Genomic DNA, 18,988 nt, shown 5'->3' with positions numbered 1-18,988 from the left:
CGGGGAAAACCCGCCGAATCATTTTCAATTGACATTTCATTCTCTCACATTTCCCCCACTATGAAAAAGGTATTGTTCCTCGCCCTGGCTGCTGCTTCGTTCTCTTTCGCTTCTTGCGACAGCAAAACCGAAAACGCTCAGGAAGCTCAGGCTGAGAAAGTAGAAGAGGCTGGCGAAGCCAAAGCTGATGCTATGGAAGCTGCTGGCAACGAAGCTGGTGCTGACTCGGTAGAAAACGCTACCGAAGCCAAAGCCGATGCTATGGAAAACGCTGCTGACGCGCAAGACGCTAAGTAAGCCGGCGCGCCTCTCGGCGCCCAGCAAAAAGCCTGTTTCCCAGCCGGGAAACAGGCTTTTTTGGTTGTATAAAATGGCGGCCTGTTCATAAGCTGAGCCGTACGGCGAAAAAAAACCTGTTACCGTTGGGTTACCCTTCTTGATACTCTGAGATAAACAGTTGAATTTCGCCGCCGCTCCGTGTGAAAAACGGCGCAATTCGCTCGTAAACGAATTTCATTTTCTCAACCAACCCTCATCATGAAAAAAGTACTGTTCCTCGCCCTGGCTGCCGCTTCGTTCTCTTTCGCTTCTTGCGACAGCAAGAAAGAAGACGCTCAGGAGCAAGCTGCTGAGAACGTAGAAGCTTCCGGCGAAGCTAAAGCTGACGCTATGGAAGACAAAGCTGACGCCGTACGTGACTCGGCCGATGCTAAAGCTGACGCTATGGAAAACGCTGCTGACTCGGCTGACGCCAAGTAAGCAGATGCGCCGACCGGCGCACAAAAAAGGGCCGCTCCGAAAGGTGCGGCCCTTTTTTATGAACAACTCAGCCCAGACGGCGCAGTAGCAGGCTATCCACTACTTCAAACAGCTTGCGGGGCGGGTAGGTACGCCACGGCAGTTCATCCAGCTGCCCGCCAAAGTTGAGGTAGGAATCAATGTTGTACTGGCGCATTTCGCGGATGACGTGCTCCTGAAAGTTTACGGCCGCAATCCAGCCGTCTTCCACATCCTCAAACCACTCCTCATAGTAGGAGTCGTCGGAGCCGTGAAAGTTGAACACGTTTTCACCGACGAGAATGAATTTGCTGATGCCTTCGTGCGTCATCAAATCCACGATGTTGCGCTTGAGCAGCATGACGTCGTTTTCAATGGCGTCATTCCACTCCCCAATAAACTCAATGATGGCCGTGCCCAGCTCGTAATCCACGAACAGGATTTTCAGATACAGCGTGTCCGAATCGAGGCTGTCCCACTGCGGATGGATGTAGTAGCCGTAAATGGTATTGGTGTAAGTGTCGAGGCTGTTTTCGGCTTCGAACAGGGGAGAGCGGGGGTCTTCGGAGGCTTGGTATTGTTCCAGCCAGGCGTAGTGCGGCTCGATGGTGTGCATGGCAGTAGCGAAAAGAGAAACCCACACCGAAGCCTGGGCCATCAGTTTCTCTGACTAACTCCGAATACGCAAACGGGGTTTCCGGAGCCCTGTGAAAAGTAACTCCGGAAACCCCGTCTGACCTGCTACATTGCAGCTACTACCTGGCGTTCAGCGCAGCGCGCACCGAGCCGTGCCGGCGCAGCAGCTCCGCCGCTTCGGGCTGGGCAATGCCCAGCTCATCCATCAGCATTTTCTCGCCCCGGTCAACCAGTTTGGCGTTGCTGAGCTGCATATCTACCATCTTGTTGCCTTTTACGCGGCCCAGCCGAATAAACGTGGCGGTGGTGAGCATATTAAGGACCAGCTTCTGGGCGGTACCGGCCTTCAGGCGCGTACTGCCGGTTACGAATTCGGGGCCGGTTACCACCTCTACCGGAAACTCCGCCACGGCCGCTACCCGGGAACCCGCGTTGCACACGATGCAGCCCGTAGCCAGACCGGCCTGCCGGGCCTGCTCCAACCCGCCAATTACGTAGGGGGTGCGCCCCGAGGCGGCAATACCCACCACAATATCCTGGTTGGTGATATTATGGGCCTGCAGATCTTTCCAGGCCTGTTCGGTGTCATCCTCGGCGTTTTCCACGGCCTTCCGGATGGCTGTGTCGCCGCCGGCAATGAGGCCGATGACCACGCCATGGGGCACGCCAAACGTGGGCGGGCACTCCGAGGCATCCAGAATCCCGAGCCGCCCGCTGGTGCCGGCCCCGATGTAGAACAGCCGGCCGCCTTTGCTCAGCCGCTCCACGGTAGCATCCACCAGCGCTTCAATCTGGGGCAGTGCCTTGGCCACGGCCTGCGGTACCGTCTGGTCGACGCTATTGATGCCGGCCAGCAGCTCGTGGGTGGACAGGGTTTCGAGGTGGTTGAATTCGGAAGGGCTTTCGGTGGTGCTCATGGAAAGGAAGTGGTAGCGGGGGAATCAGCTCAGTTGACCGATAACCGGGAATTTATCGAAAACGTTGGGTGTGTGCGGGGCGTCGTGGTCCAGCTCCTTAGTCAGGTCTTGGCCGGCCCAGTGTTCGTAGTGGTTGCCGCGCTTCCAGAGGCGGGAGCGGGTTACGTCGTAAATCAGCCCCCGGTACGCTACCCAGATTTCGTCCCGGTCCTGGCCGTTGCGCAAAGCCAGCTGGCCACGAGTATACGTTTCTAGTTGCTGGTTGCTGGTTGCTGGTTGGGTTAAGCCAGAAGCAGCAGCCTTCGTTGCACTCTTATTGGCAGCGCCGGGCTTTGCTGGTTCCGTAGAGGACTCAGCAGATGAAATGGGCTTTTGCATACGCATTGATTTGACTAGAAACCAGCAACTAGCAACCAGAAACTTAACCTACCCCAGCAGGGCCTGCGTCAGAATCCAGCGGTGAGGCACGTCGCCCTGGGCGGCGTGCAGGTAGTCCTGGTAGCTGCAGGGTACAATGCGCTTCACGTTGCCGGCCAGGTTCACCACTTCCATCCACCACCGGTCCGTCTGCTGGGATTTGTAGAACACAATCCGGTCGGGGCCTTCCTCAACGTACTCATCCAGCGGGCTATAGTCGGGCGGGCCGTGCAGACCGGCGGCGTAGCGCACAAAGCTGGGACCCCGGAAGTCGGTTTCGCGGCGGCGGTGGTAGTAGCCTTCCACAAAATACCACAGCATGGTGGCCAGCACCATAGCAGCCAAGCCGTTGGCGTCGTAGTCGGGCCGGTAGCCATACAGTCCGAACGAAGTGAGCTGGTCGTTGCAGCCCGCGTACCAAGCCAGCTTGGCAGCTTCCTCATTGGTCAGGCCAAAAGGGTTGGCTGGGTGGTAGCCCGGGGCATCGTTCCAGCGCAGGGCCGTAATATCCACGCTCACAAAATCGGCCTGACGCAGCAGCGGCTCCGCCTGCCGGATATCATCCCGGATTTGGCCTACGCGCAGGGTTTCGAAGTGTAGCTTCTCCAACGCAGCCAGCACGTCGGGCGCTACCAGATATTGCTGGTGGGCCAGCTGGGCGAAGTTGAACAGAAAGCTGGGCTCGTGCAGCAGCATCCGGCGCAGGTGGCTGTCTTCGGGTGTGGCACTGTCCGGCTCGGCCATGTCAACCCGGGAGTCAATGGCGGCAAAGCTGATGGGCCGCTCCAGCGTTTCATAGGCCAGAAACTGCCCGTAATCCAGGTCGTGAGAGCCGCCCAGCAGCAATGGCACGGTATTGTGCTCCAGCAGAGTCGCAATAATCTCGCGCAGGCGTTGATACGTGTCTTCCAGCGTCAGTCCGGGCCGCAGGTTGCCTAAATCTACCAGCCGACAAGGGCCGGTGCCTCTCTGGAGCTGATAGAAGCAGTGGCGTACGGCATCGGCCCCGTGCCGGGCCGGAGCGCCGGCCGCGCTTCCCCGCCATTCATCCAGCCCAATTATAGCCAGATCAGCAGTACGCCAGTCCGGAAACGTGTCCAGAAAGGGCGTAACGTAGCTTGCCAGCGTAGTAGATGCGGATGCGGGAGAAACCAGCTCTTCAGTGAGCGGGTCAAAAAAAATGGCCAGATTCATCGTGCGCGGCGGGTGCGGACTCCGACAAAGCTACGCAAAAGCTTGCCACGGCCCTACGGCCCTTTCCGCCATGGATTGCGCTTTACCCGGAAAAAAATAGTTATTTAAGCAGCATTTACCATTACTGTTGAGGTTTTGGCTCGTATCATAGCTGCCAGTACCGCTTCTCTCTCACTGCCAACCCACCAAGTGCCCGCTCTCTAGCATGGATATTCGCCGTACGTTCGACATTCTGCCCCATCTGCAGCAGAAGTACAATAAGCCCGATTGTTTTGCCGCCAAAATTAACGGCCAGTACACGCCCATCAGCACCGATGCGGTGGTAGAAAAGGTAAACCAGGTAAGTCTGGGCCTGCGTAGCCTGGGTATTGGTAAGGACGATAAAGTGGCCATCATTGCCATGAACCGGCCGGAGTGGATGTTCGCCGACTTTGGTATTGCGCAGCTGGGCGCCACCAGCGTGCCCATGTACCCCAGCATCACGGTGGAAGATTACAAGTATATCTTCCAGGATGCCGGCGTGAAAGCCGTTTTTGTGTCGGACAAGAAGCTGTTCGATAAAGTAAAGGAGGCTACCCAGGGCCTGAACATTCCCGCCGAAAACGTCTTCACCTTTGATAAGGTAGAAGGTGCCCGCCACTTCGATGAGTTGCTGGAACTGGGCAAAAAAGGCAACTCCGCCGACCTGGAGCCGCTGAAAGCCGCCGTGCAGCCCGATGACCTGCTCACGCTGATTTATACCAGCGGCACCACCGGCCAGCCCAAAGGCGTGATGCTCACCCACAACAACCTGCTCAGCAACTGCCGTAACTCGCAGCGGTTTGTGCCCGTCACCAAGGACGATAAGGCCCTGAGCTTTCTGCCGCTCTGCCACATTTTCGAGCGGATGGTGACGCACCTGTACCTCATCAACGGCGTGAGCATCTATTACGCCGAGAGTATGGAAACCATTGCCGACAACCTGCGCGAAGTGAAGCCCGAAATCTTCACCACCGTGCCGCGCCTGCTGGAAAAGGTATACGACAAGATTGTAGCCAAAGGCCACGAGCAGACCGGCATCAAGAAAAGCCTGTTCTTCTGGGCCCTGGATCTGGGCCTGAAGTACGACAACCAGAAGGATGGCGGCTTCCTGTACAACACCCAACTGGCGCTGGCCAACAAACTTATCTTCAGTAAGTGGCGGGAAGCGTTGGGTGGCAACCTGCGCTGCATCGTAAGCGGGGGCGGTGCCTTGCAGCCGCGCTTGGCCCGCGTGTTCTGGGCTGGCGGCATCCGGGTGATGGAAGGCTACGGCCTCACCGAAACCTCGCCCGTAATTGCCGTAGGCGGCTATGAGCCCGAAAACAATATGATTGGCACCGTGGGCCCCATCATTGACAACACCGAAGTGAAAATTGCCGCTGATGGCGAAATTCTGACCAAATCGGAGTCGGTAATGAAAGGGTATTACAACAAGCCTGAGCTGACGGCCAAGGAGTTTGACGCTGAAGGCTGGTTCCACACCGGCGACATTGGCGAGTTGGTAGAAGGGAAATTCCTCAAAATCACCGACCGGAAAAAGGAGATGTTCAAAACCTCCGGTGGCAAGTACATTGCCCCGCAGGTAATTGAAGGCAAGCTGAAGGAGTCGCCGCTGGTGGAGCAGTGTATGGTAGTCGGCGACGGACAGAAATTTCCCTCCGCGCTGGTTATTCCGTCCTTTGATGACCTGAAAGGCTGGTGCAAGCGCAACGGCGTGGACTGCAACTGCTCCAACGAGGACCTCGTGAAAAACGAGAAAGTAGTCAAGATGTACGAGGACCTCGTGCACAAGTACAACAACGGCTTCGCCCAGTGGGAGCAGGTGAAGAAAATTGTGCTGCTACCCAAGCTCTGGACCGTAGAAACCGGTGAAATGACCCCTACCATGAAGGTAAAGCGCAAGGTCATCACTGAGAATAATAAGGACCTGATTGAAGGCCTGTACCATCAGGACGGCCACCGGTAAGCGGAAAACGGCGCTACTGCATCAGCAGTAGCGCCGTTTTCTGTTTGGGGCTTTAGGGCAATGGAATACCGTGTCAGAATGCGTGAATGAACAGAAGAGAAGCCAAAACTTTTTTTGGGTAACTTAGTATGCAAGCATAACATATTTCTGTATGTTTACCGGACTTGCAGTACCTACCCATGACTCCCGAAGAAACCGTCGATTATAATATTAAAGTTGCCTGGCACGCCATTTCGCGTATGTACAATACGCAGGCCGCCAAGCACGACATCACCACGAGCATTGGCTTCGTGCTGCTAAACATCGACCAGGAAAACGGCACGCCCGCTACCAAAATCGCGCCGCTGCTGGGCCTCGAAACCCGCTCTCTCACGCGCATTCTGCGCAGCATGGAGGAAAAGGGCCTCATCTATAAACAGGCCGACACCCAGGACAAACGCTCAGTGCGTATTTTCCTGACTGAGGAAGGCCTGCGCGGCAAGGAAATTTCCCGCCAGACGGTGCGCCACTTCAACCTGAAGGTACGCGAGAAAATCCCGCAGAGCGAGCTGAACGTGTTCTTTAAGGTAGTAGCCCAGATTACGGGCATGATTGAAGGCAAAACGCTCTACGACGACTTCAAACTGAAACCTTTGCGCTCCGAGTCGCCGGCTTAGCCGCGCGGCCGGGGCTTTTTTTTGTGGGCTTACTTCCAACTGAGAAAGGAAGTTTGTTTGCTTAAAAACTCGGCATGACGACTAGTTTAGTCCTTCAGCTGACAACTGGTAACTGACAACTAACAACTCATTTTCCCACCTCATTCCTCCCCACGAATGAACCGTACCATCAAAAAAGTAGCCGTATTGGGCTCCGGGGTGATGGGCTCGCGCATTGCGTGCCACTTCGCCAACATCGGTGTGCAGGTACTGCTGCTCGACATTGCGCCCAAGGAGCTGCTGCCCGCCGAGGAGGCCAAAGGCCTGAAGCTGGACAACCCGGCCGTGAAGAACCGCATCGTGAACAGCTCGTTGCAGGCAGCCGTGGCGGCTAACCCCTCGCCGCTGTACCGCAAGGCTGATGCCGCGCGCATCAAGACCGGCAACTTCGACGATAACCTCAAGGACATTGCCGGCTGCGACTGGACGATTGAGGTGGTAGTGGAACGTCTCGATATCAAAAAGAGCCTGTTTGAGCGCGTAGAGCAGTACCGCAAGCCCGGTACGCTCATCACCTCCAACACCTCGGGCATTCCGATTCATATGATGACGGAAGGTCGTTCCGACGACTTCCGCAAGCACTTCTGCGGCACGCACTTCTTCAACCCGCCCCGCTACCTGAAGCTGCTCGAAATCATCCCGACGCCGGAAACCGACAAGTCGGTGGTGGATTTCCTGATGCACTACGGCGACCTGTACCTGGGCAAAACCACGGTACTGGCCAAGGACACCCCGGCCTTCATTGCCAACCGCGTGGGCGTTTTCGCCATAATGGACGTGGTGCAGGTGATGAGCGAGCTGGGCCTGACGGTGGAGGAAGTGGACAAGCTGACGGGGCCGGTTATCGGCCACGCCAAGTCGGCCACGTTCCGCACTTCCGACGTGGTGGGTCTGGATACGATGATCAACGTGGCCAACGGCCTCGCCCAGAACCTGCCCAACGACGAAGCCAAGCACGTGTTCCAGCTGCCCGACTTCATCAAGAAGATGGCCGAGAACAAGTGGCTGGGCGACAAAACTGCCCAGGGCTTCTACAAGAAAGTGAAGGGCGCCGGCGGTAAGTCGGAAATCCAGGCCCTCGACCTAAACACGCTGGAATACAAGCCCAGCCAGAAGGTAAAATTCGCTACCCTGGAAGCCACCAAGCCGATTGAGAAGCTGGCGGACCGCTTCAAGGTGCTGGCCGGCGGCAAAGACAAGGCCGGGGACTTCTACCGCAAGACTTTCGCGGGCCTGTTTGCCTACGTGAGCAACCGGATTCCGGAAATCACCGACTCGCTCTACAAGATTGACGACGCCCTGCGCGCCGGCTTCGGCTGGGACCTGGGCCCCTTCGAAACCTGGGATGCCCTGGGCGTGCAGAAGGGCCTGGAACTGGCCAAAGCCGAAGGCAAAACCGTTGCGCCGTGGGTAGAGGAGATGGTAGCCGCCGGCCACACCGCCTTCTACAAGGTGAGCGAAGCGGGCGTGAAGCAGTTCTACGACATCGAGTCGAAGAGCTACCAGGCCATTCCGGGCATGGAGAACTTCATCATTCTGGACAACCTGCGCGCCACGGGCAAAGTGCTGTGGAAAAACGCCGGGGCCTCGGTGCTCGACATGGGCGACGGTATTCTGAACGTGGAGTTCCACTCGAAGATGAACGCGCTGGGTTCCGACGTCATCCAGGGCCTATTGAAAGGCGTGGAGCTGGCCGAAAAGGACTTCCGTGGCCTCGTGGTGGGCAACGACGCGCCGAACTTCTCGGCCGGTGCCAACCTGGGCCTCGTGTACATGTTTGCGCTGGACCAGGAGTACGACGAGCTGAACCTGATGATTGCCCAGTTCCAGCAGGCCATGATGCGGATGCGCTACAGCAGCATTCCGGTGGTGGGCGCACCCCACGGCCTGGCCCTGGGCGGCGGCTGCGAGCTGAACTTGCACTGCGACCGGGTGGTAGCGGCGGCCGAAACCTACATGGGCCTCGTGGAATTCGGCGTGGGCCTGATTCCGGGCGGCGGCGGCACCAAGGAAATGACTTTGCGCACCGCCCTCAAGTACGAGGAAGGCGAGCCGGAGTACAACCTGCTGCGCAACGCCTTCATGACGGTGAGCACCGCCAAGGTATCCACCTCGGCCCACGAAGCTTTCGACCTGGGCTTCTTGCGCCGCGGCGACGAAGTGGTGGTGAACTCCAACCGCGTACTGGCCCAGGCCAAAGCCGCTGCCATTGAGCTGGCCGAGGATGGCTACACCCAGCCGCTGCAGAAAACCAACATCAAGGTGCAGGGCAAAGGCGCTCTGGGCATGTTCCTGACCGGCGTGCACGCCATGAAGGAAGGCCGCTACATCTCCGACCACGACGTGAAGATTGCCAACAAGCTGGCCTACATCATGTGCGGCGGCGACCTGAGCAGCCCCACCGAAGTATCGGAGCAGTACCTGCTGGACCTGGAGCGCGAAGCCTTCCTCAGCCTCACCGGCGAGCGGAAAACGCTGGAGCGGATTCAGAGCATTCTGACCACCGGCAAACCCTTGAGAAACTAGAGCTAGAAGTTAGTTCCCCTCCTTGGAAAGGAGGGGCTAGGGGTGGTTGAATGACGCCAGAACAATACTAGAGCTAACTCTAACCATCGTTCAACCAGTCAACCACCCCCAACCCCTCCTTTCCAAGGAGGGGAGCTAGTCAACCTCTACTTCCCCACCTTCTCTTAGACTTGAAACCATGAACGCATATATCGTAGCCGGTTACCGTACGGCCGTTGGCAAGGCCAACCGTGGCGGTTTCCGCTTCACCCGCCCCGATGACCTCGCCGCCGACGTCATCAAGCACCTGGTGGCCTCGGTGCCCCAGCTGGACCCTACCCGCATCGACGACGTGATTGTGGGCAACGCCGTACCGGAGGCCGAGCAGGGCCTGCAGATGGGCCGTCTGATTTCGTTGCTGGCTTTGCCCATGAACGTGTCGGGCCTCATCGTGAACCGCTACTGCGGCTCCGGCGTGGAAACCATTGCCATGGCTGCCGGTAAAATTGCCGCCGGTATGGCCGACTGCATCGTGGCCGGGGGTACCGAAAGCATGAGCCTGGTGCCCACTGTGGGCTGGAAAACCGTGCCCAACTACAAGCTCGCCCAGCAGCACCCCGACTACTACCTCGGCATGGGCCTCACCGCCGAAGCCGTGGCTCAGGATTACGGCATCACCCGCGAAGACCAGGACCAGTTTGCTTACAACTCGCACCAGAAGGCCATCAAAGCCATTCAGGAAGGCAAGTTCAAGGAGCAGATTGTGCCCGTAACCGTGGAGGAAACCTACCTCGATCAGGCCACCGGCAAAAAGAAAAACCGCTCGTTCGTAGTCGATACCGACGAAGGCCCCCGCGCCGATACGTCGATGGAGGCCCTAGGCAAGCTGCGCCCCGTGTTTGCCGCCAACGGCTCGGTAACGGCCGGTAACTCCTCCCAGACTTCCGACGGAGCTGCTTTCGTCATCGTTATGTCGGAGCGCATGGTGAAGGAGCTGAACCTGGAGCCGATTGCCCGCATGGTGACCTACGCCACCGAAGGCATCGACCCGCGCATCATGGGTATGGGCCCCATCAAAGCCGTGCCGAAGGCGCTGCGTCAGGCCGGTATGAAGCTCCAGGACATCGACCTGTTTGAGCTGAACGAGGCCTTCGCCTCCCAGAGCCTGGCCGTAATGCGTGAGCTGGACATGGACCAGAGCAAAGTGAACGTGAACGGTGGTGCCATTGCCCTCGGTCACCCACTGGGTTGCTCCGGCGCCAAGCTCAGCATCCAGCTGTTCCACGAGTTGCGCGCCCGGGGCCAGAAGTATGGCATGGTAACCGCCTGCGTAGGCGGCGGCCAGGGCGTAGCCGGCATCTACGAGCTGCTGAAGTAGCACACGCTTTAGCTTGTGCCGTGGGCGGCCCGAAGCCCAGCTTCGGACGGAAAACTCAGCCGCTCACGGCACAAGCCAAAGCTGCGTGGTCAGAACGTGTAGAGACGCAATATTTTGCGTCTCGCCGTTGAACGACCGGTCTTGCGCTATCTGAACAACATCAGCAACGGCGAGACGCAAAATATTGCGTCTCTACACGTTCTGCCGAACCGCAAAAAGAAACCCCACATCAAACTGGGGTTTTCTTTTCGTGAACTAGTCGGCAAGCATAACAAATTTTTGTATCTTTCGGTACGACAAAACAACGGGGCTTACTTGCCGGTAAATAGTAGGTAAGCCGAGTAGTTTCTCTTCTTTTTGACTTCGAATTTTCCCACATCAACCCTCACCCGGTCATGGAAGTAACCAACCAACTTGTGAAAGGCGGCGAGTTTATCATCAAGGAAACCGACGCCCAGGACGTATTCACGCCCGCCGATTTTTCGGAGGAGCAGAACATGATGCACCAGACCGCTCTCGACTTCGTGGAGAAGGAGGTGACGCCGCTGCTGGAGCGCCTCGATAACCACGAGGAAGGCCTCATGCGCAACCTGATGGAAAAGGCCGGCGAGCTGGGCCTGTTCGGCGTGAGCATTCCCGAGCAGTACGGCGGACTGGACATGGACTTCCCCACGTCGCTGCGCGTGACCGAGGGTGTGGGTGGTGGCCACTCGTTCCCGGTGGCTTTCGCGGCCCACACCGGTATTGCCATGCTGCCTATTCTGTACTTCGGCAACGAGGAGCAGAAAGCCAAGTACCTGCCCGGCCTCACCAACGGCGAGCTGATGGGTGCCTACTGCCTCACTGAGCCCGGCTCCGGTTCTGACGCCCTGGGCGCCAAAACCAAAGCCATGCCCACCGAGGACGGCGAGCATTACGTGCTTAACGGCCAGAAAATGTGGATTACGAACGGTGGTTTCGCCGACGTATTCATTGTGTTTGCCCAGGTGGATGGTGACAAGTTCACCGGCTTCATCGTGGAGAAAGAAACGCCCGGCCTGAGCCTCGGCAACGAGGAGCACAAGATGGGCATCAAGGGTTCCTCGACCCGCCAGGTGTTCCTGTCCGACGTGAAAGTGCCGAAATCGGCGGTGCTGGGCGAGATTGGCAAAGGCCACCTCATTGCCTTCAACATCCTGAACATCGGCCGCATCAAGCTGGCTGCCGCTTGCCTGGGTGCTACCAAAATGGCTTCCACGCTGAGCGTGAAATATGCCAACGAGCGGGTGCAGTTTAAGCTGCCCATCAGCAAGTTCGGCGCTATCAAGTACAAGCTGGCCCAGCAGGCCGTGCGTATCTACGCCGTAGAATCGGCTATTTACCGCGCCGGCATGGACATCTACCGCATGGAGCAGGAGCTGCTCAGCAAAGGCCAGAGCCACAACGAGGCCCTGTTGGGTGCCGCCCGCGAGTTTGCCGTGGAGTGCGCCCTGCTGAAAGTAGAAGGCTCGGAAGTGCTTGATTACGTGGTGGACGAAGGCGTGCAGATCTACGGCGGCTACGGCTTCTCGGCCGACTACCCGATGGACCGCGCTTACCGGGATTCGCGCATCAACCGCATCTTCGAGGGCACCAACGAAATCAACCGCATGCTGCTCGTGGACATGATCCTGAAGAAGGGTCTGAAAGGCGAGCTGGACCTGATGGGCCCGGCCCAGGCCGTGCAGCAGGAGCTGATGGCTATTCCGGACTTCAACCTGGAAGAAGAAACCGGCCTGTTCGCCGCCGAGAAAAAGACCATTGCCAAGCTGAAAAAGGCTATTCTGATGGTAGCCGGTACGGCCGTGCAGAAGTACATGAACTCGCTCGCCAAAGAGCAGGAAGTGCTGATGAACATTGCCGACATGGCCATCAAGGTGTACACCGCCGAGAGCACCCTGCTGCGCGTGGAGAAAGAAGCCGCCGCCAAAGGCGAAGAGGCTGTTTCGACGCAAATCGACATTGCCCGCGTGTACCTCTACGACACCGTGGACCAGGTGAACAAGTTCGGCAAAGACGCCATCGGCACCATGACCGAGGGCGACGAGCAGCGCCTGCTGGCCATGGGCCTGAAGCGCTTCACCAAAGCCGACCTCTACAACGCCAAGGAAGCTCGTCGTCGCATCGCCGACAAGCTGATTGCCGCCAACGAGTACGCCTACTAAATCACGGATTTAGCCGGATTCATCGGATTTCACGGATTTTGTAGACGGTGCTGGCAGGCGCTTTCTGCGGGTCGTGAAGCCGATGAGAATCTGAGAAACCGCAAGCCGCTCCCGTTTCGGGGGCGGCTTGCTGCGTTTTTGGCCGGTTGTCATTCCGACAGAGGGGAGAAATCTGGGTGGGGCCGCCAGAACGGTGTAGAGACGCGCCACTTCGCGTCGCGTCGTTGCTGAGGTTGCTGTAGTCGCTGCATAGATGGTAGGACTCTGGTCGTTCAACGCCGAGACGCGAAGTGTCGCGTCTCTACATCGTTCTGGCGGCCTGAAAAACACGACTCAGCACAACGCCGACGGCCGGGCCGCCGTTTGCTGATACATCTCCCACCTTCAACTCCCTCCAGCTATGGCCAACGAACAGGTACAGGGTAAAGACTTTTACGAGAGCGTGCTGCGGTTTTACGACCACGCGGCCAGCTTCTCCAAGCTCGACCCCGGCATCATCGCCCAAATCCGGGCCTGCAACAGCATCTACAAGGTCAACTTCCCGGTAGAAGTGGACGGCCACGTGCAGGTGTTTGAGGGCATCCGGGTGCAGCACAGCCACCACAAGCTGCCCAGCAAGGGCGGCATCCGCTACAGCGTGTACGTGGATGAGGAGGAGGTAATGGCCCTGGCAACCCTGATGACGTTCAAGTGTGCCCTGGTGGACGTGCCCTTCGGCGGCGCGAAAGGTGGCGTGAAAATCAACCCGCGCACCACGCCCGTCAACATCCTGGAGCGCGTGACGCGGCGCTACGCCACGGAGCTGATCAAAAAGAACCTCATCGGCCCCGGCATGGACGTGCCGGCCCCCGACTACGGCACCGGCAGCCGCGAAATGGCCTGGATTGCCGATACCTACCAAACCTTCAAATACGGCGACACCAACGCCCTGGGCTGCGTAACCGGCAAGCCGGTCGGGCAGGGGGGCATCCGGGGGCGGACCGAGGCCACGGGCCTGGGGGTGTTCTACGGCCTGCGCGAGCTGCTGCTGGACGAGCCGATGCTGGCCAAAGTGGGCCTGAGCAGCGGCGTGGCCGGCAAACGCATCATCGTGCAGGGGCTGGGCAACGTGGGTTACTACGCGGCCAAGTTCTGCCAGGAAGCCGGTGCCCTCATCGTGGGTATTGCCGAGCGGGAAGGCGGCGTGTTCAGCGAAGCCGGCCTCGATGTGGAAGCCCTGTTCCAGCACCGTCAGCAAACGGGCTCGGTGCTGGGCTTTGCCGGGGCTGAGGACGTAGCTGAGTCGCTGGATTTGCTAGAGCGGGAGTGCGACGTGCTGATTCCGGCCGCCCTGGAAAACCAGATCCATGAAGGCAACGCCGACCGGATTAAGGCCAAAATCATTGCCGAAGGCGCCAATGGGCCCACTACTCAGGCCGCCGAGCAAATTCTACTGGCCAAGGGCGTAATCATTCTGCCCGACCTTTACCTGAATGCCGGCGGCGTGACGGTATCGTACTTCGAGTGGCTGAAAAACCTGTCGAACGTGCGCTTCGGGCGCATGGGCAAGCGGGCCGAGGAAGGTGCCATGCGCCGGCTGGTGGAAACCATTGAGCGCACCACCGGCAAAACCATCAGCCCCCAGGAGCGCCAGCTCATCGTGCACGGTGCCGACGAAATCGACCTGGTGCACTCCGGCCTCGAGGATACCATGATTACCGCCTACCAGTCCATCCGCAAAGTGATGGACGACGTGGAAGGCATCACCGATCTGCGCACCGCCGCCTTCTACAGCGCCATCGAGAAAATCGGCGTCAGCTACCAGTCCCTCGGCATCTTCCCGTAAGCCAAGGCGGATATCCGCCCACGAAAAAGCCGCTTCTGAAGAATCAGAAGCGGCTTTTTCATTAGAACAGATCTGCGGCATCAGTGCCATCTGCACCATCTGTGATTTATTTAACCACAATCTTATTCAGCATGAGGGCTGCTGATTTTTTGCTGGGGCGGCTTACGCCGATGAGGGTTTTGGCATCGAGCCAGGCCGTAAAATCCTTTACATAGGACGGGTTCTGGTCCGAGGCCACGTTCAGGCCCAGGCCTTTTGGCTCCGATACCACGCCCGTCTGCACGTTCACGCGGCGCAGGTACAGGTCTGACTTGTTCTTGAGCTTCTCCCAGGTTACCATCTGCACCTCGGGCCCAAACACGGCCGCCCGGTAGCCAATGCTGCTGTAGCCTTCGGTGGCGGGGGCTACCTGGTCCTTGCCGATGATGCTGTGCCAAGTAGGCGACTGGAACTCGTTGTAGCCGAACAGGTGCAGCTCGCGGGTGTGGCCGGGCGAGTCGTCGCCGCCTTCCTCGTACTTCTTCTCGGCCGCCACCACTAGCTGCTTATCGTCGGTGAGCAGCAGGTCGGTGAGGTACACGTCTTCGAGGCGCTTGGCCGCGCTGCCGTTTGCCTTGTTGACTTCAGCCAGATACTCGGGCGTGAACTTGAACTCGGGGGCAAATTTCATGTCGCCTTCGGCCGAGAAATCAAACTTCACCATCTTCAGGCTGTAGTATACACCCGTTTCCCGTTCGTTGCAGATGGCGGCGGCGTACAGCGTATTATCAGGCAGCAGGCGAAAGCGCGTGTCAAACACATTCACCACTTTGCCACCAAACGTACCACCTACCGATACCGACATCACCTTCACATCGGGCGAGTCGTTGCGGTAGCGGCGCACGGTGAGCTTTTTCATTTCATCACCTACCAGCGTCACATACTGCGAGCCGTCGTTACCCACGTGTACGGTGCTGGAGAAAAAGCCGCCCTGGTCGTGAAAATCATAGGTGCGGTCCTTGATTTTGGTGAGCTTTTCATCGTAAATGCTGGCGCTGATGGCTTTGATTTGGGCACCCTGCGTGAGGTAGCGCCACACAATCAGCTTGGTGCCGTCGGGAGAAAAAGTCGCGCCGGGGCGCCGGTCGCGCGAGCCTGCTTCCAGGAGCTTTTTCGCCGGTGCCTTCTGGCCCGAAGCCAAATCCAGCGTGTAGCCGAGTAGTTGCTGAGACGGGCCGCCCTGATGCACAACCACCAGCACCTGCGCGCCGCTGCGCGTAAATCCGTCAATACTCTCCCCGGCCGCCAGCGGCAGAGAAGTGCTCCACAGGCGCTTCAGGTCAGCATCATAGCGCTCCACGGCGTATTCCGTCGCCGATTTGTGGGCCAGAATCACAAAGCCACCAGTCGCTATTGGCAGGGTTTTGCTGGCCACCCGCTGGTTATAGCGGTCCTCTGTCTGCTCTGGCAGGTAGCTGAACGCAGCCGACTTCACCCGCTGCGCTATAGTCATAGTAGTAGCGGTAAACAGCAGACTGGCAGACAGACCGGCGGTGAGCAAAAAAGAAAAACGCACAGATAAAGACAGTTAGGTGAACGAAACAGCAAAAACTAAAAAAATGTACTCTCCAAAGGTATCCAACTTCGGGCGCACTCCGTACACCCACCGCTTTACAACAAGTTAGGAGGCTTCAAGCCTATACTTCATGCTTTCTTAACACCAAACGGGTGTATAAAGTAAGGTATGCAGGCGTTCTTTGTAGCGTAGAAGTTACCTGAGAGGTTTTCCTGCATGGAAGCAGACATCTGAATACCAGATAAAGAAAAATGAATATTTTGAATATTTTGTATTCGTATCTGCTTTTGTCAGTGGTTCCTAATGGGTGGTTGTAAAGGCCTTTTCGTTGTTCTTTTTGTATCTCTTTAGGAAGGTTTAGGAATTAAGGACTATTGGTCTGAAATTTGCAAACCTCCGGAACTTCTTAAAAACCGGTAGTGCCCTATGAAATCTTTGTTACGTTTTACGCTCATGATTTCGCTGATAGTAGTTGGCAAGCTGAATCAACAGACGCTGTTACCCTCTTCTAATACCAAGGCTACCCAGCCGGCGTGGCGGGTTTCGGTACACACGGCGTCGTTCTTCCAGAATTCCACGGCTGTCAAGCGAAAGATCAGGGGCGGAGGTTCTTCCTTCTGGCAAGCCACAGCTCCCGCTGTCACTACCAATAACATAGAATAACCCTCGGCAGACGACTTTCTAATAAAGTCGTCTTTTTTATGCTTCACATAAAAGCCCGGCTGCTACTATTCTGTAGGCGGCCGGGCTGTTTTATGTCATCCGTCAAGCAATTGGGAATGGGCTAGCTGATGCGGCTCCAGTTCACGGCCGTAGCCGGCAGGCTCTCGATGTGACGGCGGATAGCCTGGTTTTCGGGTTTTGCCAGGTTAGGGTCTTCGGCCAGAATAGCCTGAGCCGCCGCCCGGCTTTCGCTCAGGATGCGGCCGTCCTTTGCCAGGTCAGCAATCAGCAGGTCCAGCACGCCGCTCTGTTGGGTGCCCATCAGGTCGCCGGGACCGCGCAGCTTCAGGTCGATGTCGGCAATTTCGAAGCCGTTGTTGGTGCGCACCATTGTTTCGATGCGGGTGCGCGAATCCTTGCTGAGCTTGTAGCCGCTCATCAGAATGCAGTAGCTCTGGTCGGCGCCCCGGCCCACGCGGCCGCGCAGCTGGTGCAGCTGCGAGAGGCCGAACCGCTCGGTGCTCTCAATCACCATCACGGAGGCATTCGGCACGTTTACGCCTACCTCAATTACGGTAGTGGCCACCATAATCTGGGTTTCGTTTTTCACGAAGCGCTGCATTTCGGCGTCCTTTTCGGCGGCGCTCATGCGGCCGTGCACAATGCTGATCTGGAACTCGGGGAAGGCGCGGGCCACACTCTCGTAGCCGTCCATGAGGTCCTTGTAGTCGGCCATGGTTTCGCTTTCCTCGATGAGCGGGTACACGATGTACACCTGCCGGCCCAGCCGGATCTGGTCGCGTAGGAAGCCGAATACCTTGAGGCGGTTGCTATCAAAGCGGTGCACCGTCACGATGGGCTTGCGGCCGGCCGGCAGCTCGTCAATCACCGACACGTCCAGGTCGCCGTAGAGCGTCATGGCCAGGGTGCGCGGAATGGGCGTGGCTGTCATCACCAGCACGTGCGGAATCACGTGGGGATTTTTCTGCCAGAGCTTGGAGCGCTGCGCCACCCCGAAGCGGTGCTGCTCGTCCATAATGGTCAGGCCCAGGTTCTTGAACTGCACCACGTCTTCGAGCAGGGCGTGGGTGCCCACCAGCATGTGCATCTCGCCGGAGCGCAGCTGCTCGTGCAGCACGCGCCGCTCGGCGGTGCGGGTGCTACCCGTGAGCTTCCCGATTTTCAGCCCCAGCAAGTCGGCAAAGCCCTTCAGGCCCACGTAGTGCTGGTCGGCCAGGATTTCGGTGGGGGCCATCAGACAGCTTTGCGCGCCGTTGTCGGCGGCCATGAGCATGCTGATGAAGGCTACGATGGTTTTGCCTGAGCCCACGTCGCCCTGTAGCAGCCGGTTCATCTGCTGGCCTGCGCAGAAATCCTTGTAGATGTCGTGGATGACGCGCTTCTGGGCCCCGGTGAGGTCGAAGGGCATCACGTTCTTATAGAAATGCACCAGCGTGGGCACCTCCTTAAAGATCTGTCCCGCCAGCGTAACCTTGCGCTGGTCGCGCTGGCGCAGCAGCTTAAGCTGCACGTAAAACAGCTCCTCAAACTTGAGGCGGAAGCGGGCCGTCTGGAGCAACTCGGTGCTCTGGGGGAAGTGAATCTGCTGGATGGCCGTGGCCTTGTCCATTAGCCCGTACTGCTGAATCAGGGCCGGCGACAGGGTTTCCTGCACCTGGGGCAGGGCAATCTTCAGCAGATCGGCCACCATGCGCATGATGGCCTTACTATCAACGCGGTGGTAGTTTTTGAGCTTCTCGGAAGTGTTGTACACCGGCTGGAGGTAGCTCTGGCCGGCTTTCTGCTCGGTTACCTCTTCCATTTCCGGGTGCGCCATCTGGGGGCGGCCGTTGAACATGGTGGGCTTGCCGAACACGATGTACTCCTGGTGGTTTTTAATCACCTTTTCCAGGTAATTCACGCCCTTGAACCACACCAGCTCTAGCTCCCCGCTGGCATCGGCCACTTTAGCCACCATGCGCTTCTTGGGGCCTTCGCCCACTACCTCGCGGTTGCGCAGAATGCCCTTCACCTGCACAAACGGCAGGTCATCGTGCAGGTCGCAGATGTTGTAGAACTGGGTGCGGTCGAGGTAGCGGAACGGATAGCGTTGGATTAGGTCGCCGTACGTGAACAGGCCTAGTTCCTTTTGCAGCAGCTGGGCCCGCTGCAGGCCCACGCCCCGCAGGTACTCAATCTTGGTCTGAAAGAAGTTGCTCAAGGGAAAATGGCTGGATTGCTGAACGGCTGGAGGGT

14 protein-coding genes are annotated in these 18,988 nt (G+C 58.0%); 8 read left to right on the top strand and 6 right to left on the bottom strand.

The annotated features are described in order from the left end of the window. Positions 1 to 60 precede the first annotated feature (60 nt). Both EI291_RS07435 and EI291_RS07430 read left to right on the top strand, forming a co-directional pair. On the top strand, positions 61 to 297 hold the full coding sequence (locus tag EI291_RS07435) for a hypothetical protein (protein ID WP_125419179.1): 237 nt from the start codon (positions 61 to 63) through the stop codon (positions 295 to 297). Between the two features lie 240 nt (positions 298 to 537). Next, positions 538 to 759 (top strand): hypothetical protein, encoded by a 222-nt coding sequence (locus EI291_RS07430; RefSeq protein WP_125419178.1) that lies wholly within the window; start codon positions 538 to 540, stop codon positions 757 to 759. A gap of 67 nt (positions 760 to 826) precedes the next feature. Here the strand turns inward: EI291_RS07430 and EI291_RS07425 are convergent, their stop codons facing one another. The 4 genes from EI291_RS07425 to EI291_RS07410 all read right to left on the bottom strand — a co-directional run bounded on the left by EI291_RS07425 (position 827) and on the right by EI291_RS07410 (position 3,941). Then, positions 827 to 1,393: a hypothetical protein gene (locus EI291_RS07425; protein WP_125419493.1), complete on the bottom strand. Its 567-nt coding sequence runs from the start codon at positions 1,391 to 1,393 to the stop codon at positions 827 to 829. 139 nt (positions 1,394 to 1,532) lie between these two features. Further along, positions 1,533 to 2,330 (bottom strand): N-acetylmuramic acid 6-phosphate etherase, encoded by a 798-nt coding sequence (murQ, locus tag EI291_RS07420; RefSeq protein ID WP_125419177.1) that lies wholly within the window; start codon positions 2,328 to 2,330, stop codon positions 1,533 to 1,535. Between the two features lie 24 nt (positions 2,331 to 2,354). Then, on the bottom strand, positions 2,355 to 2,561 hold the full coding sequence (locus EI291_RS23145; protein WP_240635446.1) for a cytochrome b5 domain-containing protein: 207 nt from the start codon (positions 2,559 to 2,561) through the stop codon (positions 2,355 to 2,357). A 195-nt stretch (positions 2,562 to 2,756) separates the two neighbouring features. After that, positions 2,757 to 3,941, bottom strand: coding sequence for a formimidoylglutamase (locus EI291_RS07410; RefSeq protein WP_125419175.1), 1,185 nt, complete (start codon positions 3,939 to 3,941; stop codon positions 2,757 to 2,759). Positions 3,942 to 4,146: 205 nt separating this feature from the next. On the opposite strand from EI291_RS07410, the gene EI291_RS07405 reads away from it, so the two are divergent. From EI291_RS07405 to EI291_RS07380, 6 genes are all read left to right on the top strand, one after another. Further along, positions 4,147 to 5,928, top strand: a complete 1,782-nt coding sequence (locus tag EI291_RS07405; RefSeq protein ID WP_125419174.1) for an AMP-dependent synthetase/ligase — start codon at positions 4,147 to 4,149, stop codon at positions 5,926 to 5,928. Between the two features lie 179 nt (positions 5,929 to 6,107). Further along, a complete protein-coding gene (locus EI291_RS07400; RefSeq protein WP_044014483.1) occupies positions 6,108 to 6,584 on the top strand; it encodes a MarR family winged helix-turn-helix transcriptional regulator in 477 nt (158 codons plus the stop codon). 156 nt (positions 6,585 to 6,740) lie between these two features. Further along, positions 6,741 to 9,149 carry a 3-hydroxyacyl-CoA dehydrogenase/enoyl-CoA hydratase family protein gene (locus EI291_RS07395; RefSeq protein WP_125419173.1) on the top strand — a complete coding sequence of 803 codons (2,409 nt, stop codon included), beginning with the start codon at positions 6,741 to 6,743 and terminating at the stop codon, positions 9,147 to 9,149. A gap of 178 nt (positions 9,150 to 9,327) precedes the next feature. Then, the gene (locus EI291_RS07390; protein ID WP_125419172.1) at positions 9,328 to 10,506 is read left to right on the top strand and encodes an acetyl-CoA C-acyltransferase; all 1,179 of its coding nucleotides are present in this window, start codon (positions 9,328 to 9,330) and stop codon (positions 10,504 to 10,506) included. Positions 10,507 to 10,901: 395 nt separating this feature from the next. Beyond that, on the top strand, positions 10,902 to 12,689 hold the full coding sequence (locus tag EI291_RS07385; protein ID WP_125419171.1) for an acyl-CoA dehydrogenase family protein: 1,788 nt from the start codon (positions 10,902 to 10,904) through the stop codon (positions 12,687 to 12,689). A 400-nt stretch (positions 12,690 to 13,089) separates the two neighbouring features. Continuing rightward, positions 13,090 to 14,514, top strand: a complete 1,425-nt coding sequence (locus EI291_RS07380; RefSeq protein ID WP_125419170.1) for a Glu/Leu/Phe/Val family dehydrogenase — start codon at positions 13,090 to 13,092, stop codon at positions 14,512 to 14,514. Positions 14,515 to 14,620: 106 nt separating this feature from the next. Here the strand turns inward: EI291_RS07380 and EI291_RS07375 are convergent, their stop codons facing one another. Beyond that, positions 14,621 to 16,069, bottom strand: a complete 1,449-nt coding sequence (locus EI291_RS07375) for a hypothetical protein (protein ID WP_125419169.1) — start codon at positions 16,067 to 16,069, stop codon at positions 14,621 to 14,623. Positions 16,070 to 16,853: 784 nt separating this feature from the next. Then, on the bottom strand, positions 16,854 to 18,953 hold the full coding sequence (gene recG, locus EI291_RS07370; protein WP_125419168.1) for an ATP-dependent DNA helicase RecG: 2,100 nt from the start codon (positions 18,951 to 18,953) through the stop codon (positions 16,854 to 16,856). Positions 18,954 to 18,988: the final 35 nt, after the last annotated feature.

The organism is Hymenobacter rigui (assembly GCF_003944715.1).
GTDB classification, from domain to species: Bacteria; Bacteroidota; Bacteroidia; order Cytophagales; family Hymenobacteraceae; genus Hymenobacter; species Hymenobacter rigui.
This window is presented reverse-complemented; position numbering and strand designations above follow the sequence as displayed.

Excerpts from the sequence above, each read along its gene's own strand:
- EI291_RS07435 (WP_125419179.1), top strand. The coding sequence starts at position 61 with ATGAAAAAGGTATTGTTCCTCGCCCTGGCTGCTGCTTCGTTCTCTTTC.
- EI291_RS07430 (WP_125419178.1), top strand. The coding sequence starts at position 538 with ATGAAAAAAGTACTGTTCCTCGCCCTGGCTGCCGCTTCGTTCTCTTTC.
- EI291_RS07425 (WP_125419493.1), bottom strand. The coding sequence starts at position 1,393 with ATGCACACCATCGAGCCGCACTACGCCTGGCTGGAACAATACCAAGCC.
- murQ (WP_125419177.1), bottom strand. The coding sequence starts at position 2,330 with ATGAGCACCACCGAAAGCCCTTCCGAATTCAACCACCTCGAAACCCTG.
- EI291_RS07410 (WP_125419175.1), bottom strand. The coding sequence starts at position 3,941 with ATGAATCTGGCCATTTTTTTTGACCCGCTCACTGAAGAGCTGGTTTCT.
- EI291_RS07405 (WP_125419174.1), top strand. The coding sequence starts at position 4,147 with ATGGATATTCGCCGTACGTTCGACATTCTGCCCCATCTGCAGCAGAAG.
- EI291_RS07400 (WP_044014483.1), top strand. The coding sequence starts at position 6,108 with ATGACTCCCGAAGAAACCGTCGATTATAATATTAAAGTTGCCTGGCAC.
- EI291_RS07395 (WP_125419173.1), top strand. The coding sequence starts at position 6,741 with ATGAACCGTACCATCAAAAAAGTAGCCGTATTGGGCTCCGGGGTGATG.
- EI291_RS07390 (WP_125419172.1), top strand. The coding sequence starts at position 9,328 with ATGAACGCATATATCGTAGCCGGTTACCGTACGGCCGTTGGCAAGGCC.
- EI291_RS07385 (WP_125419171.1), top strand. The coding sequence starts at position 10,902 with ATGGAAGTAACCAACCAACTTGTGAAAGGCGGCGAGTTTATCATCAAG.
- EI291_RS07380 (WP_125419170.1), top strand. The coding sequence starts at position 13,090 with ATGGCCAACGAACAGGTACAGGGTAAAGACTTTTACGAGAGCGTGCTG.